Below are 23129 nucleotides of genomic sequence, written 5' to 3'. Positions count from 1 at the left end.
GTGTCGATGATTCTTACTGCACAACTTCTTGATGAGTTCTGGTCTCAGCTTGAGCAGACAGTCGAACAGCTCAAAACCACTCAGCCGCATGAACTGCCGGAGCACGGTGAACGACTACTTAGTCCCTACCGTCAGCGTCTGGCAGAGATCGATAATAACTTGACGCTTAATGTCGAGCGTCAGTCGGAAGAGGGTGCGGTAGACCTAGTCTTTGGTTGTGACGGTTACCCAGAGTCAATCCACACCGTACTTTCATTGGTTGACTCCGCACCAAAGATCTCCGGCGTGAAGGTGCGGGCGTTTAACGAGCGCTTTGATCCGGTGCCTCATATGGTCAATCTGGGCGGTGAGCTGATCAGTATCGACGAGTTCTGGTGTTCGCTGCGCAACATCAAGGGACGTTTAGAGTTAGCAATCTACCTCGAAGACGCACCCCAGGTGCTGGAGATGGACCCGCGCGTAGAGGCTGCGATGATTCTGCTGGATGCGTTGCTAGGCGAATACGAAATCATGACCCGAATCTGGGCCCTTGACTGGTTCGACCTGCCGGTTGAACCGCTGGACTATGGACTGATACCACTCTCTGGGCTGCGCGCTGAATTTGACGCGATGAAGGCCCAGGTGAAGCCGCTGGGTATTCAGCTTCACTAAGAAGAGCAACCTGTGCCTGTGGCTAGGTTTATTGGCAGGGCATCATCGGGATGCCCGCTAAGTCCTTTTAGACTCTAAGCTTAATTACCGGAGAGAACGTAGACGTTCTCATCCTGATCGCTCTGATCGATTGAAAGATCCATGTCAAACCTCCCCCGGTTTCGACTGTTTCATTCAACGTTGATCGGCCAACACCCAATTACCTACTGTTGCCATCTGTGTGACTTACCAGCGTTTAACGCGGTAATTTAGCATTGGTGTCACAGCGCCCAGGTGCGCTAAGCTAAGCGCATCTATCGGAAACAATAGCAAATGAGTAAAAAACTAGCAAAACTCCTTGATTCGGTTCGTCTTGAATACCTTCATGAGATGGAGGCAAACGGGCACACCTATCCTTACATGACGGCTCATCGTGTCGCCAACAAGAAGCTAGCGTTGCCGGCTAAAGAGCTTGTCGAGCTCTTGCTGGAAGACCCAAAGCTCCTCGCTGCACGCGCCTCAGAACTGATAGAGGATCCCAGAGAGGTAGCCAACCCAAGCGTCGGTGCGATTCTCTCAGCTAACCTTATTGTGGCCTGTGTCGAGGGGCTCATTGCTGTGGCAGTTAATCGTGATTGGTTAACGGTTGACGAGGAGGGGGCTGCGCAGATTGAAGCGCACGAGCTCGACCTTGTGAGGCCAATCAGCGGCGTGGATTACTCGCAAACTAGTGGAGAATTTGTGCCCCCTAAAGGCCGCTCCAGACTCTCTGAACTTTTTGCCGTTGCCGAAGCAGCGTATGAGAAGCAATTGGAAACGGGTACGCATGACGCTTATCAGTTGGCTCTTCTGGTTGCTTCCGATCATGCGATCTTCTCGCCCGATGACCTCGCCCCGCTTATCGCAGAGAACCCTCTGCTGCTAGGACTGCGTGATGATAGCCTGGTCGATCCTGAACTGTTTGAGGGCGATCCGCCGGCGGGCATGATTATCAGTGCTCATCTGACTGAGATGCTGGTACAGCAGCTGGTTGATCGTGCGATGTCGATGGGTGCGCTGGGCTTCGATAGCAGTGGGCACCCGATCATCGAAGATAACGAAGACGATAATCCCACAGTTCACTGATTAAAATGGCGCGTGTAGGAGGGTTATTCAACCCGGTCGAATGACGCGACACACCTGTTCTGTGACTCTCTCAGAGAAAGCCTCGATCGGCAGATGCCGACCCAAACCGGACCTAAGTACTCTCTCGAGATTGAGTTGCAGCTCAGTAAAAACGCATTGTTTCACTGATTCAAATCACCCAAAAGCAGACCTTTGATCTCGTTCGCCAGCAAGGGGTGAAATGCTCATCAATACTTCTTCGTGATACTTACGAGGATAAAATAATGAGTGAAGAAAATCAGAATGTACCCTGGAATAAAGGCAAACTACTCGGACAGAAACGCCCACTGAAGCTTAAAGAGATATGGGGAATCCGTATCCGTCTTGAGCTCGCAGGACAGACCCGCGATTTGGCGATGTTCAACTTGGCGATAGACAGTAAGCTCAGAGGCTGTGATTTGGTCGGGCTGAGGGTGAAGGATATTAGCCACGGAAACACCATCCAGCGCAGAGCCATTGTCGTTCAAAAGAAAACGGGGCGGCCGGTGCAATTCGAGATCACTGAGGAGACGCGTAAATCTCTTCGTGTATGGATCGATGAGAAAGGGTTAGGCAGTAATGACTTTCTATTTCCGAGTAGGATTAGCCGCGGTCGGCCCATCTCTACGCGCCAATACGCACGAATCGTCGATAAGTGGGTCACGAGTGTCGGACTCGATCCCTGCGATTATGGGACGCATACAATGCGAAGAACAAAGCCCACGCTGATTTACCGCCGGACTCATGATCTGCGTGCTGTGCAGCTTCTTTTGGGACACTCCAAGTTGGATAGTACTGTGCGGTACCTGGGCGTAGAGCTGGACGATGCGTTAGTTTTAGCTGAGCAGACTGACGTGTAAAAAGATCCGTCTTCAATAAAGTGGCCTTTTAGCTGCAGTGGGTTACCGTTGGTCAGCTACAAATTACTCGGTAGAAGGTGGCCATTGCTGTGCGGTGTGCAATACCCGCAGAATCCGTACAGAGATCGCGTTTTCGTCGTAGACGACTACATGATTTGTCCAGATGACTAACTCTCGGGTGCCTTCTACCCGCCCAGGCCGCCCCATTCTGGGGAAGTCTTGTAATCTTGTTACTTTGTATTCAATGTCATCCTTTACACGTTGGGCCGCATCAGGATTATCATCTGCAATGTATTCGATTATCGACAGTAGATCGGCACGGGCAGGCTCTAGCCATTCAAGTTCAGGCACCGCGACGTTTCCTGTCGATCATTGCTTGAACCTCATCCATTACGTCCTTATGGGCAACGGTAGGACGATTATCTTGCAGAGCTTCATTCACTTTTTCTCGAAACCAGGCATCGTGAGCTTCAGGATCTGAGGTGAGCCCAGCTGGCAAGCCGCCTTCTTTAGTAATTCTGGTGAGCAAAATCCTTACCGCGTCGGAAACGGTCAATCCGAAGTTAGCTAGAGTTTCAGTTGCTTCGGTTTTCAGCTGGTCGTCGACGCGAACGTGTAACATTGATGAGTGAGCCATAACTGATCCTCCAAGTAGTAACAGTATTATGTATCTCAATTGAGATACTCGCAACCTCGCGGAGGTCTATCAGTTAGATTTCGATTTGGACGTGAAGATAGTCCGGCGAAGTTCTTGCTCAAGTAGTGCAGTTAGAATCCACGGCGCCACCTCTTCAGCAGACGATAAAAGCCAGCCCTTTAGCGACGAGTGCTGGCCCATAGCGGTCCTTAAGAAATATCTAATATTCCTAGAAGCAGACGTTTAAATCCAGAAAAATATTGAATTTTCTGAGGATTATTCTTTAACCAATCCAACAGAGAGATCTAATTTCAGTCCAGTTAAGTATATAATTAAACCTTAGCTGGAGAAAGTAAATGACCGGAAGAAAGCGGTATACGAAAGAATTTAAATTGGATGCTGTGAGCTTGGTGCTAGAACAAGGTCACACACGAACAGAAGTGGCCAGAATGTTGGATGTGAGTCAGCAAATCATTGGTCGCTGGGTCAAAGAGTTTCAACAAGATGATGATGGTCAAGCTATAAATGTGCTTTGCGAACGATTGGTTAAATTCAGATGCCACAGAATGTTATGGGATGAAAATAAGACCCATTTACACAACTTGATATGAGACATAACGCGATACAAGCAATGGAACAAAAATGAGTTTTCAATATTTACCAAAATGCAAGGGAGTCGTTGCGTTAGCGCTTTCGGCGTCATTACTGGTGCTGTCTGCCTGCAGTGATGCACCTAAGGCAGAGGTTGAGCAAGCCCAGGTGCAAGCAGTCAAACTGGTTGAAACGATCAGTAATCCAAATCAAACCGAACGCGCCTTCCCCGCCGAAGTGTCAGCGGTTAAAACATTAGAAGTGAGCTTTGAAGTTTCGGGAAGATTAATTAAAGAGAACCTGCTGACGGGCACTATTGTCAAGCAAGGTGAAATTTTAGCTCAAATCGATCCAACGCCGTTTGAACAGCGATTACGTGAAACCACAGCGCGATTGGATCAAGCGAAAAGAGATTTAGCTCGAACTACGTCTACGTTTGAGAAAGGGTTGTCGTCTCAAGCTCAATTAGACGATGCTAAAACTGCTTGGGAGCTAGCGGTTATCGCTCGTGATAAGGCACAACAAGATCTGAGTTATACAACTTTAACGGCACCTTTTGATGCACAGGTATCTGAGCGCATTGTTGAAAATAATAGCTATGTCCGCGCGGGTGAAACCGTCGCTAAAGTACAAGATGTATCGCGCTTTTATTTCAATATTAATGTACCGGAACGTTTACTCAGCAGCTATCAAAAAGGCTCTCCCGTTGAGGCGAGTGCGAGCATTGTTTCTGCTCCGCACAAGCAATATGTGCTGCAATATGTTGAACACGCTACGCAACCTGATCCAATAACGCAAACATATAAGGTGGTGTTTGCAGCCGATGGACGCGATAGCAGCTTAACACCCGGAGCAAGAGCAGTTGTTAAAGTGACATTAGGCAATAAAACAGTTGATACCGGCGTATTAGTTCCATTTACGGCGCTTCAGGGCAACGATACCGAAGGATTTCATGTGTGGCGTTATAACGATGCAGATTCCACAGTTAACCGCGTGAACATCAATGTGCTGCAGATTGAGGGAAGTTACGCATTAGTGAATGGTGAAATAGCGCTAGGTGAGCGTGTAGTTGCTGCAGGTGGCGCCAAAATGCGCGATGGTCTGATTGTAAAACCCTACATGGCGGAGTAATCGCATGGATATCGCGCGCTACTCTATTAAAAATCCGGTTAATGTCTGGCTAATGATTTTGGTTTTGTTAGTGGGAGGGATATTTGCACTCGGCTCAATTGGGCGCTTGGAAGACCCCGCATTTACCATCAAACAAGTCCAAGTGGTAACGCAATTTCCGGGAGCCAGTGCGGAAAAGGTTGAGCATGAAATCACCGAGCCACTCGAAATCGCGATTCAGCAAATGTCGCAATTGCATCAATTGGAGGCAATTTCTAAACCAGGGGTATCGGAAATCACTGTAGAGGTGAAGTCTACTTTCGATTCGGATGTGCTTCCGCAGATCTGGGATGAATTGAGGAAACGCCTACGTGATGTCGAGAAGAACCTACCGGTCGGTGCGCAAACCCCCAATGTGTATGATGATTTTGGCGATGTTTATGGCATGTATTACGCGCTAAGTGCGTCAGAGTTCTCGCCAAATGAATTGCGTGAGTTTGCTCGCATAATCAGGCGAGAACTGTTAGTGACTGAAGGGGTTGCGAAGGTTCAGGTAAGTGGCGTGCGTCAAGAACAGCTAGTTGCCTATATTAACCCGTTTGAGTTGGCCGGTTTTGGCATTTCTTTTCCTGACTTGACCAATCTATTGGCTGACAACCTAAAACCGTTTAATGGCGGACGTATTCAGGTTGAAGGGCAAAAAGTGCGCTTGTTGGTCGAAAATCCGGTCGATCGATTAGATGAGATATATAACTTGTCTTTGGTAGTCCCTGGTACCAGCCGTTCTATTAAAATTCGAGATGTCGCTGAATTGCGTTTTGAGCCTCTCGACATTCAACCGGTGCTGATCCGATACCAAGGACATGAAGCGATTACGTTGGCCGTGTCAGCTTTGAATGATGTCAATATTGTAGAAGTTGGTGAGCGTGTAAACGCCAAAGTTGAGCAATTACTCAGTGAACTGCCGGCCGGTATCACATTGGCCCCCATATATGATCAAGCTGCACTGGTAGACGAATCGGTACAAGGTTTTATTAACAACCTCATTTTGTCAGTTACTGTGGTAACACTCACCTTAATGGCATTTATGGGTTGGCGTAGCGGCATGGTAGTGGGTTCTGTATTACTTATTACAGTTATGGGCACCGTGTTGCTGATGTGGTTAATGGGTTTGCAGCTTGAGCGGATTTCATTAGGCGCAATGGTTATCGCCATGGGCATGTTAGTCGACAATGCGATTGTAGTGGCAGAAGGTATGATGCTACGTATGCGTCAGGGTAAGTCTGCGATTGAAGCTGCTAGCTTTATCGTCAAGCGTACTCAGTGGCCATTGCTTGGCGCTACGGTTATCGGCATTGCGGCGTTCTCCGGCATCGGATTGTCAGATGATGCAACAGGTGAGTTTTTGTATTCATTGTTTGCCGTTGTTATGGTTTCTTTGCTACTAAGCTGGGTGCTTGCGGCGACCGTTGTGCCGTTATTTGGTAAGTACTTCTACAAAGTAGGCACTGAAGAAGAGTCTGATACCAGTAATGGCATCGTATATACAGGGTATTTAAAGGTGCTCACGGCAGCGCTGAAATTACGTTGGATCACCGTTGCAGTACTGCTGGCGATTACTTTGGTGGCTTATGCCGGCTTTGGTATGGTTAAGCAAGGCTTCTTCCCAGCATCCAATGCACCACTGTTTTTTGTACATTACTGGGGCCCACAATCTCAGGACATAAGACAAACTGCAGATATTGTGGCAAAAGCTGAATCTCTAATTCTTAACAGTGAACATGTTGTGTCGGTAACTAGTTTCATTGGTCGTGGTGCTGATCGTTTTACACTTACTTATGGTCCGCAGCAGCCCAATGAAAGCTACGGTTTCTTCCTCGTCAGGATGGAGTCACGTGATCAGATTGACGCTTTAATAGAGGACTTATCTGCTCGTTTGCCTAATGTTGATTTGGATGCGCATTTTTATACCGAGCGGATGCAATTTGGACCGGGTGGCGGCGCTAAGATAGCCGCTCGTTTTTCAGGCCCTAACACTGAGGTGCTAAGAGAGTTGGCTGCTAAGGCCGAAGCCGTCATGTTGCAAGATGGGCAGATCCGCGATATTCGTCATAACTGGCGAGAAAAAGGAATGGCGCTGAATGCGCATTTCGATGCGTTTAATGCTGGGATTGCAGGTGTTTCGCGCACAGATTTTACTCAAGCCATTCAATATGCATCTATTGGTGTTGAGCTGGGGCGTTTACAAGACGGTGACTACAGCTACTCTATTCGTGCAAAAATGGCAGGACTCAATGTGCCAGAGGTCGATGCAATAGAGAATAGCCAGGTATGGAGCTCAGGCCAGCGAGAATATATACCCTTCTATCAAGTGTCAGAGGGGCTAGAACTGGTTAACGAAGAAACGCAAATTCACCGTCGTAATCGATTAAGAACGATAACAGTGTTGGCAGAGCCGGGTTTTAATGAAACCGCAGGAAAGGCATTTACACGTATTCAACCGCGCATTGAGGCGATTCCATTACCAGATGGGTATTCACTGGAGTGGGGCGGCGAATACGAGTCCTCTCGAGATGCTCAACAAGCGTTGGGTACTGGTCTTCCGGTTGGCTTTTTGGTCATGCTACTGATTTCAGTGTTGTTGTTTGGTCGAGTACGACAGCCATTGATTATTTGGTTAATCGTGCCGATGGCAGCTGTTGGTGTTGTTAGCGGGCTGCTTGCTACTGATATGCCGTTTGGCTTTATGTCCTTGCTAGGTTTCTTGAGCTTATTTGGCATGTTGATCAAAAACGCCATCGTGCTGTTAGAAGAGATAGATCTGCAAATCGCTGAAGGACGCGCGCCGAATACTGCCATTCTAACGGCAAGTGCATCAAGGTTACGACCTGTAGCGTTAGCAGCAATAACCACTATTTTGGGTATGGCGCCATTGCTGTCTGATGCGTTTTTTGCGGATATGTCGGTAACGATAATGGGGGGACTAGCGTTCGCTACAGTACTGACATTGATAGCAGTACCTGTGTTTTACAGTATTTTCTATCGGGTGAGTTACCGAAAATAATGGTTGGTGTTTACGTTGGGTATACAGCTATGGATGTTGCGAATAAGTCCTACTGCCTGAGAGAATCCACGTCTTTCTCCTGATCGGATCATCCAATGGATCACCAACTCACCTTTGCTGATAGCGAGTTCAATCAAAAACGCCGCAAGACTCGGAAAGAGGTCTTTTTAGGGCGAATGGATAAGTTGATTCCATGGGCTCGTTTGGAATCGATCATAGAGCCGCACTATCCTAAAGCTGGCAATAGTCGCAGACCCTATCCGCTATCGACGATGCTGCGGATCCATTGCATGCAACATTGGTACAACCTAAGCGATCCTGCCATGGAGGATGTCCTCTATGAGATAGCCTCTATGCGCCAGTTTTCAGGACTATCGCTAGATAAGACGATTCCTGACCATACTACGATTATGAACTTTCGACATTTGCTGGAGCGCAAGGGTCTGGCACGAAAGCTATTCGCCGAAGTTAACCAGTGGTTAGTTGAAGCAGGAGTTCTCCTGAAAGAAGGCACCTTGGTTGACGCCACAATTATCGAGGCTCCAACATCAACTAAGAATAAATCAAGAGATCGTGATCCAGAGATGCACCAAACGAAGAAGGGTAATCAATGGCACTTTGGACTCAAAGCGCATATTGGAGTGGACGCTCGTACTGGATTAACTCACAGCCTCACAACAACATCGGCAAACGAGCACGATTTGAATCATGCCGATACCCTTCTTCATGGCGAGGAATCGTTTGTCTTTGCAGACTCTGGCTATCGCGGTGCTCATAAGCGCGAAAGTCTGAAATCTGGGAAGGCTGACTGGCATGTCGCTGAACAGCCTGGGAAGATCCGTGCCTGGAAAAAACACCCAAGGATAAACAAAGAAAAGATCCGCACTGAATATCTGAAAGCCAGCATACGGGCTAAAGTTGAACATCCGTTTCGGATCATCAAATGCCAGTTTGGTTTTGTAAAAGCTCGCTACCGAGGCCTACACAAGAATGATGGTAAGTTGGCGATGCTGTTTACTCTGGCGAACATTGTGCGTGTAGATCAGATGTTACGGGCTCGATAGCAGGGCAAATCCGTCTGGAATCTGCCAATCAGCTTCCAGACAGTGAAATTTAGGGGAGTTCTGGCTCAAATCCAGCGAAAATGGTGGCTAAAAGATCTGATTACCGAAAACTGGATACTTGATCGTAGGTTCCCTAGCCTCACTCAACTGAAGGGGCATTCTGTTGTGGTCTTTGCGCCGAAATGCTGAGTTGTGTTAGATAAAAAGAACTAATCAGGTTTTTATGACAGGAGACGTTGTTGGTGGCAAAAGATTCAAGGTTAGACGAACTGCTTGAACGACTTCGCAAAGCTGAAAACGATGTTTCGGAAGAGGTCGACCGGCTTCTCGAAGAGCACAAACAACGATTTCACTACACCTTTGAGCGAGGTAAGGTTAAGTTTGAAGAGGCCTTTGCAGACCTTCAGCGTCGTTACCGAGTTGGATCATGGCAATATCTTCGCGAAGCAAAATTAAGTTACATACTCTCAGCACCAATCATTTATGGCATGGTCGTCCCGATCGCATTGCTCGATCTTTCGTTAACCATCTACCAACAGATCTGCTTTCGACTATACGGAATACCACGCGTGAAGCGTGCGAAGTACTTTGTGTTCGACCGTCACCTATTGCAATACCTGAATACGATCGAGAAGTTAAACTGCGTTTATTGTGGCTACGGAAATGGGGTAATGGCTTATGGTCGCGAGATCACCGCTAGAACTGAGCAGTTTTGGTGTCCGATAAAGCACGCTAGACGTCCAAGAGGCTGGCATCAGCGTTCTGACAATTTTTTCGAGTATGGCGATGCAGATGCATGGAAGGAGAAATTGAAGCGAATTCGTCAGGAGTGGCGCGACTAGTCTTGGTTGTCCTGATGGGTTAGGAGTCATAAAAAGTACACGATTTAATGGTACGTTTGCGACTACTATGATTCTATTGCTTAACCTTGCTCGGCTTTCCGCATGACCACCGTCTTGATACTTGATAAAAACGATACGAGTTGTGCCATGATTGAGCACTTACTGAATATGTCGGGCTTTAAAGCGCATGCCTGCCTGCGAGCGAGCATCACAGGCGTTTGCTCTGTTGATGAGGTACTTAAATACCGAAGTTTTAGTAGTCGATTACTGGTTAATAGACGAAACGGCCATAGAGTTCTGTTCAAGACTCATTCGCTTTGATCTGAAAATACCGCTCGTAGTGATTTTGAGTGATGATGACAACGAAGCCATCAAACGAGAGTGCGAGAGTGTTGGTGCAGTGTTCTTGTCAAAATCTAAGCTTTACAGCCTTCCCGTAATTCTCAGTTCTAGAATACCCGCAGGTGTCGCCAAACCGTTGGGTCTGTCGTTCAATGGTTGACCGGGTTTGAGGCAGCCTCCCGTTTGAGGGCAGAATTCTTCGGGTTTTCCTGAGATGAGAGTAGGAATAGGATCTCTCTGCAAATGTCGGCTTCAGGGAAATCTATCAGATCGTGTAAGTGCTGCAATGTGCGCTTATCAGCTCTGAGAAAATTGGAAGCTAATGTCTGGTATTGCGCAGTCATTCACAGAGTTATTGGGTTCACTTGTTCACGCGGTTCCAGAGGGTAAAGCACAGCCTTCAATTCCGAGAGGCTAAATACTAATCCCGATACTTGCAGTCACTTGTCACTCTACGTTCGTTAGTTTGGCTAACGTCCGCTTCTGAGGATTCTCTTCAGTAGCCTTTGGGTCGCTGTTTACACTTTGCAACTATTCACCGTTTTGAGGCTAGGGTCCGGAGTGTGCCGTAAGCCGTCGCGCAATGCGCACATATAGCGGGAATCTACGACGGTTGGATTCTGGACAAAAAAAACCGGGCCTGCAGCTCGGTTTTTCGTTTGAAGTCAGCGCATCAGGCTAGCCAAATAGAACCTGTTACTTCAGCCAATTATCCAGAGTCGCTAAGTCGTCTGGTGCCAGAGTGCCAATCGCTTGTTTGAGCGCAAACTGTAATCTGATGTGACCCAGGCGAGAATCAACGTAGTTCTGACGTGCCACGTAGAGGGCATTTTCGGCATCCAGTACATCGACCACATTGCGGGTGCCCACCTCGAAGCCCTGTTCGGTTGCTTCAAGTGCTGTTTCACGCGACTCTATGCTCTTTAGGCGGGCATCTACCGATGCAACTGAGGTCTCGATATCACGCACCAGTGAGCGGGTATTTTGAGTTACCTCACGCAGTGTGTCGTCGTAGTCATAGCCTTTCTGTTCAGCTTCGTAAGCCGCTTTAAGCTCTTCGCTGCCGGTGCGCCCGCCCGTGTAGATCGGAATATTTATTCGCAGACCGATGCTGGAGTCTGAGCTGCGCGCCATGAACTGATCGTTACCGGTGGTGAGCGAAGCGGAGAAGGAGAGTGTCGGTTTCCCTGCGGCGCGCTTAACCTCTAAGTTCTGGTTGGCAGCCTGCTCGGAGAGCTGCGCAGATTGAAGTTCTAGATTGCCCTGCAGAGCCTTAGCAACCCACTGCTCGGTATCGCTGACCGATAGACCTGCGATCGGGTACTCTTCGCTGAGCGGGTCAACACCGTTCACCGCGCTTCCGCTGATGCGTTCCATGGCTTCATAGCTGTTTGTCAGAGCGCCCTGAGCTTCGATCAGGCCGACGCGGGCATCATCATAAGATGCGCGTGCTTCCAATACGTCGGTTATCGCAATCAGACCAACATCAAACTGTGCGTTCACTTGGTCCAACCGGCGGGACAAAGCGCGCTCACGTGACTCGGCGACCTCTAGGGTAGCCTGTGCGCTCAGAATATCTAGATAAGCGTTCACCACACGAATAATCAGACCTTGTTCAGCCAAAGAGAGGCCGAGTTTAGACTGATCAGTCAGTGTTTGAGCCTGCTCGTAGCCGTAGACACTCTGCAAGTTAAACAGTGGCTGCTCAAGCGAGAGCGTTGCGCCATTGCTGAGGTCGCTGCCATTAGCCTTATTGCTGCTACCCGTCAGACTCACTGTGGGCTTTAAGTAACTCGCTGCAATTTGTGCTGCAAGTCCACCCGCATTTGATTGTGCTTGCGCCGCGAGGAGCTGCGCATCGTAGTTGCGCGCTTGCTGGTAAAGGTCAGCTAACATACCTGCTTGGCCGGCACTTGCGAGTGTCAGCGTAGCGATGGCGGTGGATAGTTTGCTTCGCAATGAGAGTCTCATGAACGGTCCTTTGTTACGTGCTCTTGGACGAGCCAGCGTTGTAATTCGGCAATATATTAGCATATTCCAATGCAAACTGCCTGCTGCCGTAAAGTGAATAGATAATGAACTAATTTTGCGCATAAAACCGAAGCTCGCGCCCCGGTTTCTTTACGCTCAGCTAAAGCAATTAGCTCAGTGCTTTAGCGATACGAGCAATCGCGTCTTGCAGTACTTCCATGCTAGTCGCGAACGACAGGCGCATATTACCCTCAGCACCAAAGGCTGAACCGGGAACCAGCGCCACGCCGGCATCAGTTAGCAGGAATTCAGCCAGTTCAATGTCGTTTGCGAAACGGTCGGAACCGTCAATGACGCCCTGGAAGCTAGGGAAAGCGTAGAATGTGCCATCAGCTGGAATACACTCAACACCTGGAATTTCGTTGAGGGCAGTTACAACAAACTCATGACGCTGTTTAAACGCAACAACCATCTCGTTCACACACTCCATACCACCATTAAGCGCTGCTACAGCGGCCGCCTGAGCGATAGAGCAGGGGTTAGAAGTAGACTGTGACTGCACCTTCTTCATCGCGCCGATCAACTTAGCGGGTCCTGCTGCGTAACCGATACGCCAGCCCGTCATTGAGTAAGCTTTCGATACACCGTTAAGAACGATAGTACGGTCATACAGGTCAGGTGCAGCGTTAAGAATATTCACGAAGGGCCTGTCGTTGAAGCGAATGTGCTCGTACATATCATCAGTGGCAACCAGAGCGTTAGGGTACTTACGCAGTACCTCAGCCAGTGCTTCGAGCTCGTCCAGTTCGTAAGCGACACCTGTTGGATTAGATGGGCTGTTCAGCACGACCAGCTTAGTCTTCTCATTCATCGCCGCATCAAGCTGCTCAGCAGTGATTTTAAAGCGCTGCTCCTGAGTGGTTGGAACGATAACTGGAGTACCGTCGGCAACAATCACCATATCCGGGTAAGAGACCCAGTAGGGCGCCGGGATGACAACTTCATCACCTTCATTCAGGAGAGCCAGAGCAAGGTTGAAGAAACTCTGCTTGCCGCCGCTTGAAACCAGAATCTGATTAGCCGCGTATTCCAAGCCATTGTCACGCTGGAACTTATCAATAATTGCTTTTTTCAGAGCAGGGGTGCCGTCTACTGCTGTGTATTTGGTCATGCCAGCGTTGATCGCTTCGATCGCTGCCGCTTTAATATGCAGCGGGGTATCGAAATCAGGTTCACCGGCACCCAGCCCGATAATGTCGTTACCAGCAGCCTTGAGTTCGGCAGCACGGTTAGTGACAGCCAGAGTCGGTGATGGCTTGATGGCGTTTACGCGGTTGGAAAGATTAACGTCCAATCCTGTATACCTCTGAAGAAAGTCTTGATAAGGGTCCTTAGAAGACCGATTTAGTACAAAATTTGCGCGGAAATTATACAGCATCAAACTTATAGGTATAATCCCCGCCGTTGCAAAAAAAGGGCATCAGCCTCAATTTTTTTGGCATTTTGTGTAATTTGATAGCAAATTTTCCCAAGCCGCCCTCGTGCGGATGTTTCCGGAGATCTAATGAAGACGGCTTTCGAGGTTCATTCGAAGTTTAAACCCGCCGGCGATCAGCCGACAGCAATAGCCGGGCTGGTAGATGGATTAGACTCCGGATTAGCCGCGCAAACACTGCTTGGGGTCACCGGCTCGGGTAAGACCTTCACCATCGCTAATGTGATTGCGCAGGCCCAGCGTCCGACCATTATTATGGCGCACAACAAAACGTTGGCGGCTCAGCTCTACGGTGAATTTAAAGAGTTTTTCCCGAACAATTCAGTCGAATACTTCGTCTCATACTACGACTACTACCAACCAGAAGCCTACGTTCCCTCTAGCGACACCTTTATCGAGAAGGATGCGTCGATAAATGATCATATAGAGCAGATGCGTCTCTCGGCGACAAAAGCGCTGTTGGAGCGTGATGATGCAATTATCGTCGCCACTGTTTCTGCTATCTACGGTTTAGGTGATCCCAAATCCTATCTAGCGATGATGTTGCATTTGGACAGGGGCGATCGTATTGATCAGCGCTCGCTGCTGCGCCGGTTGGCAGAGCTGCAGTACAAACGTAACGATATTGAACTGCATCGCGGTACCTATCGCGTGCGTGGCGATGTGCTGGATATCTTCCCGGCCGAATCGGAGAAAGAGGCACTGCGTGTCGAGCTCTTCGATGATGAGATTGAGCAGCTCGCTTGGTTTGACCCGCTGACCGGTGAGGTGCTGCGCAAAGTTCCGCGCGCCACCATATATCCCAAAACGCACTACGTTACGCCGCGTGAGACGCTATTAGAAGCGGTAGAACATATCAAAGAGGAGTTGCGTGAACGCCTCAAAGAGCTGCGCGATCATGACAAACTGGTTGAGGCGCAGCGCCTTGAGCAGCGTACCCTCTACGATATTGAGATGATTCTTGAGCTGGGCTACTGCTCGGGGATCGAGAACTACTCCCGCTATCTCTCCGGTCGCGGCCCAGGAATGCCACCGCCGACTCTATTTGAATACCTCCCCGATAATGCGCTCTGTGTAATTGATGAGTCACACGTCACCGTGCCGCAAATAGGCGCGATGTACAAAGGAGACCGCTCACGCAAAGAGACACTGGTGCAGTATGGCTTCCGGTTGCCGTCGGCAATGGATAACCGACCCCTCAAGTTTGAGGAGTGGGAGCGCCTGGCACCGCAGTTGATCTTCGTATCAGCGACACCCAGCAAGTATGAAGCTGCCAACGCGCAGCAGATCTGTGAGCAGGTTGTGCGGCCGACCGGTTTGGTTGACCCCGAAGTTGAGATTCGCCCGGCACAGACTCAAGTAGATGATTTATTGGGAGAGATTCACAAGGTTGTTGCCCGTGAAGAGCGCGTGATAGTAACTGTGCTGACCAAACGTATGGCCGAGGATCTCACCGAGTACTTAGCGGAGCACAACGTAAGGGTACGGTACCTGCACTCCGATATCGATACCGTTGAGCGCGTCGAAATTATTCGTGATCTTCGCATCGGCGAGTTTGATGTACTGGTGGGTATCAACCTGTTACGGGAGGGTATCGACATGCCTGAGGTGGCGCTGGTAGCTATTCTTGATGCGGATAAAGAGGGCTTCTTGCGCTCGGATACCTCGCTGATCCAGACTATCGGGCGCGCCGCGCGTAACTTGTCTGGCCGCGCCATCCTCTACGCCGACCGCATTACTGGCTCCATGCAGCGCGCAATCGACGAGACGGAACGCCGTCGCAAGAAACAGATTGAGTTCAACATCGAACACGGCATTACTCCTAAAGGTATCAAGAAGTCGGTTGCTGACATCATGGAGGGTGCGGTTATACCCGGTAAGAAGGTGGGCCGAGGCAAGCAGAGCAAAGTGGCAGAGCCGCAAGCCGACTACCAAGTCGATCCGAGCCGCATGAGCACTGCCGATCTAGCGAAAGCGCTGAACCAGATAGAGGATCAGATGTACGAGGCCGCACGTAACCTCGAATTCGAGCGTGCAGCACAACTACGTGATCAACTACAGCAGTTAAAACATGCTCAGCTCGCAAGTGACGATTAGCGCTTGCCAAGTGCCGCGTCCTAGCTATAATACGCGCCACGTTGTACGACCGTAGCTCAGTTGGTTAGAGCACCACCTTGACATGGTGGGGGTCGGAAGTTCGAGTCTTCTCGGTCGTACCAGACTAAAAATACCAGCCACAGGCTGGTTTTTTTATGTCTGGATCAGACCGGACGAGAACTTCTGAAGGTGGTTCGACATGATGACACCACTCCCTCAAAACCCCCGAGCCCACTCCGGCCGCAACACACCACTATCAGGCGCGTTGAGCGCCAACTCAATTCGTTGCAGCATCGCCTCTTTATCTTTGCCTAACACCCCTTTGAGCACTAAGTGGTTTGAGGCGTGGTCGCTGCGAAAGATACTGTTTTCTAGCTCACAGTTTTGCAAGAACAGCTGCATCTCTTGAATTAGTTCTAGCTGCGACATCGGCTCGTAGTCGTTATCAAAGCCTTCAAGAAAGCGCTGTTCATCGCGCATAGTAAGTACCAGTGTAGAGAGGTACTCCGGTTGAGCCTCACTGACAAGGCGGGCTGAATTGATGGCGTGCTGCTCTGAGTAGCGTTTGCCGCCGAGGCCATTGAGGACCATCACGGACGCCTTGATGCCAGCCTGCTTGAGTTTACTCAGTGCGGCTAGGGTAGAGGCGTAGCTTTCTCCCTTTGCGACTTTCTGAAGCACCAGATCATCACCCGACTCAGCACCCACATAGACGAGGCTCAACCCCTTTTGGCGCAGTTCGATCAGCTGCTCAACCGTTTTGTTGTTTAGATTGCGCGGCAGGCAGTAGGCCGAGACGCGGTTTATATCTGGAAAATACCGGTTTATCAGGTCGAGAATCTCATCCAGACGACGGAAAGATAGCGTCATCGCATCGCCATCAGCCAAGAAAATGCGACGGATGTAACCGGAGTAGAGCTGCATCTGCACCAGTTCCGACTCAATCTCGGACGCCGGCTTCACCTTGAAGCGCTTTTGCGGATCGGTGTACATGGTGCAAAAGGTGCACTTGTTGTAGCTGCAACCGTTGGTGACTTGCAGAATCAGCGAGCGCGCTTCGCTTGGCGGCCGGAAAACGGGTTCGATGTAGTCTAAAGGGAACATAGTCAATCGTTCTGAACGCAGTTGAGTTGGTAAGAGTATACGTCAATCCGGTTTTTGGTCTGACAATTGGAGTAATTCTGATACCAATCGATCTAAAATCCATATAAGTTGGTAAAAGATTCGAGCAACTGGGAGTCGGAGATATCCCGTGGTCGTTACTAACAACAACAATGAGTCGGTCCAGATCGTTCTCACACCGAATCGCTCTGCATCTTGGCGGTTTAATTGCTTTGTACTAAAAGTCTTTGGCTTCGTGGTGTTTGGTATCGCCATATTCTGGGCGTTTATGGGCGCTTGGGTGGTACTGCCCTTTGCCGGGCTCGAGTTCGCTCTACTGGTCTACTTTATCTATCGCACATCACACGATAGCTATCGTAAAGAGGTGCTCTACCTAAAGCCAAATCGCATTACGCTTGAACGCGGCCGCAATGCTCCCACATCTCGTTTTGAGTTCGACCGTGCAGCCTGCGAGTTTATCAAAAAGAACCCTCGCCACGCCTGGACTGCCGCTTCAATAAGGGTACGTTGTCGCGGTGAGTACACGCCTGTGGGGCGGTTTCTCAACCGTGACGATATCGAAAAACTCTGGAACGTTATCGCCGGTGCAGGCCTCAAATGTCGAGAGGAGGGGCGGGTCGAAGTTCGTGAAACTAACCCTTTCGGTCTCTAATTCTCGCTGTAACAGCGCTCAAAATGGGATAGTCAATCTGCCGTAGATGCGGTTATCCCCGCGTTGTGTAGCACCAAAAGAGTTGTTCAGTGCTCGGGCCGCATCAAAGTCTAAAGTGATATCTTCCTTTAGGTTGATGCGCGAAGAGATGCCCAAGTTGGCCATAGTGGCTTGAAAACCTGCGATCTGGGGATCCTCCGCGCGCGCGGCGTCGTAATAGACCCCCAGACGCAAACGATCACTTAATTGCTTTTGTAGATCAAGATTTACCATTAGGGCGTTATCAGTCAGACCGTCCACGCTGGTGTAGCCTCTGAGCCCCTCTCGGCCCCCAAGAATCATGCGTTCAGCATCGTCTAACTCGACATCACTGAACTGACCGCTCAAGCGCGCATTATATCGCCAGCCGCTGGGGTAACGCTGACTAAAATTTAGAAAGCCTGAGATCTTACTGAAACTGCCCCTCGAACTATTTTCATCGGTGTCGCCCACAGTGAATTGCGCGCTGTAGGTGAGTCGGCCAACCCGATAGGCGCGATTGCCATCGAAAGTCAGATCAAGGGTGTTCAGAACGTATCCCAGGTCTCGGTGCTCTGCTAAGAGCGTTGCAAATAGGTTTCTCTGCACGCTTCTTGTTACTGGGTAGCGATAACCTAGTGCGTAGCTTTGCGCATTACTGCTAATGCTCCCCGTGTCGTAGTTGAGTAGTCCCAGCTGAACATCGAAAGTTGCTCCGTGTAATCCGACTGGACCACGATAGGCGACGCTGCCAAAGCGAGAGTTTTCACTGGTAATAAGGTTTACATAGGTTGCGCCGCCTCGATTAAACGGGCTGGCGTATAGTGAAGTAAGTCGCAGTTGCACTTCACCAGTCTCGCGATTACCGGAGTTATCGACTTCAACGGTTCCTGAGTAGGTTGCAGTGTTCTCCACCCACAACTCGAGTTGCTGATCTCCCTCTTCATTCGGATGGTTGCCACCTGAAACCGCAACCCCGTGCAGGTCAATAGCAAGCAGTTGCCCGCGCTGCATTTCGCTGAGTTTTGGCTGTTCCACATCAATTACGCCGGCGCCGGCAATTGCTTCAATCTGTTTAAGATCAACGTTGAAGCTATCTTCGAAGCCATAATCGAGTTCAACACCGGCAAAACCCGCCTCCCCGATGTTGAATAGAACTATTCCATCTTCAACATCCTGTGGCGGCACCTTTGCGCTTACAGCGAGGTCTGTACTGGCATAAAGTTGTTTGATCAGGTCGGTCAGAGAGTAGATCTGACGGGGGGTTAGGCTGGTATCGGAGTAGGGAGAGAAGGCCTCTTTAAGCTGCTGATCACTTAAGCTCTTGTTACCCTCGAACCGAAAACCTTTCACCGCGATACCCGGGCCCTCATCCTCGGGCATCGCCCATAGAACTTCTGACGGGTTACGGTAACCGACTGATGGCAGATAGATAGCTGGAAACTGACGTTGCGCTTCCTGCAGAAGCTGGCCAGTAGAGGGTGCCGCAGTGCTAGTCCAACTTAGACTCCAAAGGGTAAACGTGAGAAGTGGGGCGCGCATGGTCTGATTTCTGGCTACTAACTGTTAACCCGGTTACGCGATTACTCCCGATGCAGTTCAACACTTTTCTCTATGAGACATTTTCATCTTAAACCCAACTGCTTTAGTTTCATTTTTGTTGTCAATAAGAGTCACAAGTGTTGTAATCATGACGGAATACACAAAAGTCACTACAACGCACGGAAGGTGTTTCTATGGCAGATCAGGTTGAACGTTTGAAGAATGGATGGTCGCTAAGAGCGGTTGTTCAACTTCAACAGCAGCGCAACGAAGCGATGGATCTGATGGAGCAGGCGCTTGATCTGATGAGTCAAGCGATTCGCAAAGCCCCCTCACTTAGCTTTGAGTCTGTGCTGTCCAATACCTATTGGTACTCGAACGGCCGCTTTGAGCAGCTAAAAGAGTCGCTTGATCAGGCTTTAGATCAGCGCTGTCTCGAGGTGCTAGGGGAGATGCACGCCAATGAGGCTGAGTTGGCTCGCTATAACGAGCGACGTTTAGCCGAGGCTAGGGGTTCGGTAAAAGAAGCGCCTCTTAATCTCGAACAGCAGCGCCGGAACCTGGTATTGGCATTGCGCTACTTTGAGGAGCGCGCAGAGGCGGGTGGAGCCTTCAAAGTAGGGCGCTACATGCGGGCGCGCAACTGTTTCGAGGGTGCATCTTGGTCCGATGAATCCCGCGCCGGCCAGGAGTTGCATAATCTCTGGGAAGCTTTGTTGGTGTTTGATCGGTTGCGTTGGCCTGAAGCCAAGCCGAGTCGCGGTGCCGCTCGTTTTATGGAGCCTTATGAGATCATTGCCGAAGGGCTAAAACGGGGTCAGCTGGTCTACGATTTTCTCCTTTTCAAGGTCCGCATAGTTGGTGACGATCTGTTGATTGATTTCAATGATCGCTTGGATCTGTTGGAGCGTTGCAATGCTGAAGTCGCTGCCTATTTCGGTGAATGTGCAAAGATGGTGAAGTGCGAATCGATCAATCAACAACGTATTGCTTAAATTCTGGCGGTGGGCACAGGTGTGCCGCGCCGCTCTGCTCTAAAAGAGTTCGATTTCGCCCTCGTCCATATCGACTTGGGCAACAGTTCGCTGGCTGTTACGGGCATTAAGGTCCTCAAGCAGTTGTGCCAGACGGTCCCTGAGCTGCTGCAGCTTCTCTTCATCTATCTCATTTTTTTCGTTGGCAAGCTGCTCTATGGCTGAGGCCATCTCGTTAAGCGCCTCAACATTGTGTTTCAGTGAACCGAGGGCTTGAGAGGCGATATCCTCGAACTGAAGCGAACGGATTGCTTCATCAACGGAAACGCTAAGCTCACCACCTAAGCCTGAAACCGCTTGGATTTTGTGATGTAGAAAATCATTGAGGGCATTCATATCAGTGAACATGCGCTCTACATCAGCGCGGGTGTCCATAGCCTGAGCGATATCAGTACTCGCGATCTTCTCGACCGTTTTACTTAGCCCGTCAATTGTTGCTCGGGTCGCCCCAATCTCGTCACGAATTCGTTCGTTTAGTTCGGATGAGTTAACAGAAAGCACGCGCACTTCATTAGCGACTACGGCAAAGCCACGTCCGGCATCGCCGGCCCGCGCGGCTTCAATCGCGGCGTTGAGGGCGAGCAAGTTAGTTTGACTTGCGAGTCCCTCAACCTCTTCAAGTAGTTTGAATATTCCGTCCATTTTTCCGAGCATCTGCTCGATATGGTTCACGATCGTCTCTGAGTTGGCGGAGACCGCTTCCATGACATTTGAGAACCGGCCAACCGAGTTCTGTACCTCTGTAATAAACGCCTGCATGCTCATGCCGGAATCGCCATCACCGGCCTGGGCCTGCGCTATGATCTCGGAGGTGTGCTGACTCTGCTCACTTGAGATCTTGTGAATAGTTCGGAAACTTCCATCCATCAGCTGCACCGCATCGCTAATTAGCTCTCGAACACGTTCTGCCTCTTGTTGCACAATTTCTGCTTCGGAGGAGAGGTTCGTTGAAACCTGGTGAAAGGTATCACGCAACCCAGGTGTTCCATTTGCTGGCGCTGAGTTCCTAGCCAGTGTACCGGAAATTTTTGTGTTCTCGCTGTCGCTTACAGCCGTCTTGCTGACGGCTCCCGTTTTTGAACGTTGCAAGTAGAGTTGATAGCCAGCGAGTGCCACCAGACCGAGGAGGCCGAGCCAGAGGATAATTTGTGAGTCACTGAAGCCCTGCTCAAGTGCAATGACAACAACGATGCCAAGACTCACCCAGGGTGGTTTGAAGTTGTTCATACTTTGCTCTCTTGTTTCTCAGTGAAGCGGCGCAGTATGCGCTCTCCGATTCTATTTAATGGGGCCTGTTCACAGGCTGCACCGTACTTAACGGCAGCGCCCGGCATACCCCATACCAAACTTGTGCTCTCATCTTGGCAGATGGTGTATGCGCCAGCGTCTCGTAGCCGTCTCATTGCCATCGAGCCATCCTCGCCCATACCGGTAAGCATAATTGCGACAGAGGCTTCAGGAGCGATGGGCAAGACAGAGTCGAACAGCGCCTCAACCGAAGGGCGGTGGCGGTTAATTGGCGCATCGTCACCAAGTCTGGCGCGCAGAATACCGCCGCTTTTTTCTACTCTTAGGTGCGCTTCACCCGGTGCGAGATAGGCGTGTCCCGGTTCGAGTACTTGCATGTTTTGCGCTTCAACCACGCGAACTTTGGTAATGGAGTTGAGCCGTTCTGCCAAGCGGGCGCTGAAAGATCCCGGTATATGTTGGGCAATCACGATCGGTGGTAATCCGCTTGGCAATGCCTGCATGACCTCACGCAAAGCTTCAGTTCCGCCGGTCGATGAACCTATCGCGATAAGTGCATATTTGCGCAGTTGACCTATGTTGGCGCGCGGAGCATGTACTTGTGGCTTGATGGCACTCTTTACACGGCTCAGATGTTTGACCTTGTGAAAAGAGGCCGCAGCGTTTTTGACCTTGGTAATCAGTTCATGCTGGAAAGCGTCGAGTTTGCTCTCATCATCGTGCGCAGTCGGTTTGGGCATGCAGTCGACCGCGCCGATCTCAAGTGCTTGTAAGGTCGTCTCGGCACCTTCAGAAGTGAGGGAGGAGAGCATGATAACTGGCAGCGGATTGAGTCGCATCAGGTTGCGCAGAAAGGTGATCCCATCCATGCGAGGCATCTCAACATCTAGCGTAAGTACCGTTGGGTTAGTCGCTTTGATTTTATCGCGTGCTTCATAAGGGTCCGCGGCTTCGCCTACTACCTCAACCTCGGGGTCGGCCAATAACATCTCGCGCAGGACTGCACGTACCACAGTAGAGTCATCAACAATCAGAACTCGGGCTTTGCTCATCGCATGGCCTCCTTATCCTTGTTGAACAGTTCAACCTCAGCATGGCGTAAAACCTCGCGCTCGAGTTTGGCTGCCTGCACGGTCTCTTCACGTACATCATCTTTGCTGAGGTGGCGGGCTAAGCGTTTCACTTTCATGCTGCCGGTTGTTGGGTTGAAGACCACTCGTCGGGGGTTATCCCCGCCGAGGTCAGCCGCCAACAAGTTCAGTTGCTCTTGCTGAGCATAGAGTCGAATGAAGGCTGCATTAGCCTGACCAACTCGATTACTCAGCCCACTGACTACATCAGCAGCTCCGCATACCTTCAGCTCTAGGGTGTCCCGAGCAGCCCCTTTACGAAGCAGTGAGTTAATCAACACCTCCATCGCGTGGATACCGTAGCGAAACGAGCTCGAATCCGATTCACTGGCCCCGGCTTGAGGTAACAGAAAGTGGTTGATACCACCCATCTGCTTATCGGGTGCGTAGAGGCAGGCAGCTACACAGGAGCCAAGCACAGTCGTCAGAAGAATTGGCTCGTCACTGACGGCGTAGTCGCCTTGCGCAAGGTTGACTAACCAATGACTCCATTGGTGATCCCAGTAGCGCTCAAGTTTGCCTGACCCAACCAGCATA

At 50.1% G+C, this 23129-nt stretch carries 20 protein-coding genes and 1 tRNA gene; 12 read left to right on the top strand and 9 right to left on the bottom strand.

The features are described from left to right. The first annotated feature begins 6 nt into the window (after nucleotides 1-6). From AC1WNR_RS07890 to AC1WNR_RS07880, 3 genes are all read left to right on the top strand, one after another. Nucleotides 7-651: a hypothetical protein gene (locus tag AC1WNR_RS07890; protein ID WP_481643960.1), complete on the top strand. Its 645-nt coding sequence runs from the start codon at nucleotides 7-9 to the stop codon at nucleotides 649-651. Between the two features lie 312 nt (nucleotides 652-963). Then, nucleotides 964-1755: a hypothetical protein gene (locus AC1WNR_RS07885; protein WP_481643959.1), complete on the top strand. Its 792-nt coding sequence runs from the start codon at nucleotides 964-966 to the stop codon at nucleotides 1753-1755. A gap of 263 nt (nucleotides 1756-2018) precedes the next feature. Then, nucleotides 2019-2633: a tyrosine-type recombinase/integrase gene (locus tag AC1WNR_RS07880; protein WP_173482843.1), complete on the top strand. Its 615-nt coding sequence runs from the start codon at nucleotides 2019-2021 to the stop codon at nucleotides 2631-2633. A gap of 63 nt (nucleotides 2634-2696) precedes the next feature. Here AC1WNR_RS07880 and AC1WNR_RS07875 read toward each other — a convergent pair whose 3' ends face one another. Beyond that, on the bottom strand, nucleotides 2697-2984 hold the full coding sequence (locus AC1WNR_RS07875; protein WP_173482842.1) for a type II toxin-antitoxin system RelE/ParE family toxin: 288 nt from the start codon (nucleotides 2982-2984) through the stop codon (nucleotides 2697-2699). Then, entirely contained in the window at nucleotides 2977-3270 is a 294-nt protein-coding gene (locus AC1WNR_RS07870; RefSeq protein WP_173482841.1) for a type II toxin-antitoxin system RelB/DinJ family antitoxin, read from the bottom strand. The genes AC1WNR_RS07875 and AC1WNR_RS07870 overlap by 8 nt, the downstream gene beginning before the upstream one ends. A gap of 356 nt (nucleotides 3271-3626) precedes the next feature. Between AC1WNR_RS07870 and AC1WNR_RS07865 the strand changes: the two genes are divergently transcribed. The 5 genes from AC1WNR_RS07865 to AC1WNR_RS07845 all read left to right on the top strand — a co-directional run bounded on the left by AC1WNR_RS07865 (nucleotide 3627) and on the right by AC1WNR_RS07845 (nucleotide 9941). Then, entirely contained in the window at nucleotides 3627-3881 is a 255-nt protein-coding gene (locus AC1WNR_RS07865) for a transposase (protein WP_173482840.1), read from the top strand. A 31-nt stretch (nucleotides 3882-3912) separates the two neighbouring features. Next, complete coding sequence (locus AC1WNR_RS07860; protein WP_173482839.1) at nucleotides 3913-4992, top strand: efflux RND transporter periplasmic adaptor subunit; 1080 nt, start codon at nucleotides 3913-3915, stop codon at nucleotides 4990-4992. A gap of 4 nt (nucleotides 4993-4996) precedes the next feature. After that, nucleotides 4997-8035, top strand: coding sequence for an efflux RND transporter permease subunit (locus tag AC1WNR_RS07855; protein WP_481643958.1), 3039 nt, complete (start codon nucleotides 4997-4999; stop codon nucleotides 8033-8035). A 95-nt stretch (nucleotides 8036-8130) separates the two neighbouring features. Further along, nucleotides 8131-9099 (top strand): IS5 family transposase, encoded by a 969-nt coding sequence (locus AC1WNR_RS07850; protein ID WP_173494980.1) that lies wholly within the window; start codon nucleotides 8131-8133, stop codon nucleotides 9097-9099. Between the two features lie 242 nt (nucleotides 9100-9341). Then, nucleotides 9342-9941: a hypothetical protein gene (locus AC1WNR_RS07845; RefSeq protein WP_173482836.1), complete on the top strand. Its 600-nt coding sequence runs from the start codon at nucleotides 9342-9344 to the stop codon at nucleotides 9939-9941. Between the two features lie 1038 nt (nucleotides 9942-10979). On the opposite strand, the gene AC1WNR_RS07840 is transcribed toward AC1WNR_RS07845, so the two are convergent. Continuing rightward, entirely contained in the window at nucleotides 10980-12254 is a 1275-nt protein-coding gene (locus tag AC1WNR_RS07840) for a TolC family outer membrane protein (RefSeq protein ID WP_481643957.1), read from the bottom strand. Between the two features lie 169 nt (nucleotides 12255-12423). Continuing rightward, nucleotides 12424-13608, bottom strand: coding sequence for a pyridoxal phosphate-dependent aminotransferase (locus tag AC1WNR_RS07835; protein ID WP_481643956.1), 1185 nt, complete (start codon nucleotides 13606-13608; stop codon nucleotides 12424-12426). A gap of 210 nt (nucleotides 13609-13818) precedes the next feature. Here AC1WNR_RS07835 and uvrB point away from each other — a divergent pair, with 210 nt between their 5' ends. Both uvrB and AC1WNR_RS07825 read left to right on the top strand, forming a co-directional pair. Then, nucleotides 13819-15846 carry an excinuclease ABC subunit UvrB gene (gene uvrB / locus AC1WNR_RS07830; RefSeq protein WP_481643955.1) on the top strand — a complete coding sequence of 676 codons (2028 nt, stop codon included), beginning with the start codon at nucleotides 13819-13821 and terminating at the stop codon, nucleotides 15844-15846. Nucleotides 15847-15891: 45 nt separating this feature from the next. Next, a tRNA-Val gene (locus tag AC1WNR_RS07825) sits at nucleotides 15892-15968 on the top strand. Nucleotides 15969-16062: 94 nt separating this feature from the next. On the opposite strand, the gene AC1WNR_RS07820 is transcribed toward AC1WNR_RS07825, so the two are convergent. Further along, on the bottom strand, nucleotides 16063-16950 hold the full coding sequence (locus AC1WNR_RS07820) for a radical SAM protein (RefSeq protein ID WP_481643954.1): 888 nt from the start codon (nucleotides 16948-16950) through the stop codon (nucleotides 16063-16065). Between the two features lie 148 nt (nucleotides 16951-17098). Between AC1WNR_RS07820 and AC1WNR_RS07815 the strand changes: the two genes are divergently transcribed. Beyond that, entirely contained in the window at nucleotides 17099-17620 is a 522-nt protein-coding gene (locus AC1WNR_RS07815) for a DUF2244 domain-containing protein (RefSeq protein WP_481643953.1), read from the top strand. An 18-nt stretch (nucleotides 17621-17638) separates the two neighbouring features. On the opposite strand, the gene AC1WNR_RS07810 is transcribed toward AC1WNR_RS07815, so the two are convergent. Further along, on the bottom strand, nucleotides 17639-19180 hold the full coding sequence (locus AC1WNR_RS07810) for a ShlB/FhaC/HecB family hemolysin secretion/activation protein (protein ID WP_481643952.1): 1542 nt from the start codon (nucleotides 19178-19180) through the stop codon (nucleotides 17639-17641). A 194-nt stretch (nucleotides 19181-19374) separates the two neighbouring features. Here AC1WNR_RS07810 and AC1WNR_RS07805 point away from each other — a divergent pair, with 194 nt between their 5' ends. Beyond that, entirely contained in the window at nucleotides 19375-20175 is an 801-nt protein-coding gene (locus AC1WNR_RS07805; protein ID WP_481643951.1) for a hypothetical protein, read from the top strand. 39 nt (nucleotides 20176-20214) lie between these two features. Here the strand turns inward: AC1WNR_RS07805 and AC1WNR_RS07800 are convergent, their stop codons facing one another. From AC1WNR_RS07800 to AC1WNR_RS07790, 3 genes are read right to left on the bottom strand one after another with little or no spacing between them, the layout of a single operon-like run. Beyond that, complete coding sequence (locus AC1WNR_RS07800) at nucleotides 20215-21441, bottom strand: methyl-accepting chemotaxis protein (protein ID WP_481643950.1); 1227 nt, start codon at nucleotides 21439-21441, stop codon at nucleotides 20215-20217. Further along, nucleotides 21438-22514 carry a protein-glutamate methylesterase/protein-glutamine glutaminase gene (locus AC1WNR_RS07795; RefSeq protein ID WP_481643949.1) on the bottom strand — a complete coding sequence of 359 codons (1077 nt, stop codon included), beginning with the start codon at nucleotides 22512-22514 and terminating at the stop codon, nucleotides 21438-21440. Before AC1WNR_RS07795 ends, AC1WNR_RS07800 begins: the two co-directional genes overlap by 4 nt. Then, the gene (locus AC1WNR_RS07790; protein WP_481643948.1) at nucleotides 22511-23128 is read right to left on the bottom strand and encodes a chemotaxis protein CheD; all 618 of its coding nucleotides are present in this window, start codon (nucleotides 23126-23128) and stop codon (nucleotides 22511-22513) included. The genes AC1WNR_RS07795 and AC1WNR_RS07790 overlap by 4 nt, the downstream gene beginning before the upstream one ends. Between the last annotated feature and the right edge of the window lies 1 nt (nucleotide 23129).

It is taken from the genome of Marinobacterium marisflavi (genome assembly GCF_982447095.1).
This window is presented reverse-complemented; position numbering and strand designations above follow the sequence as displayed.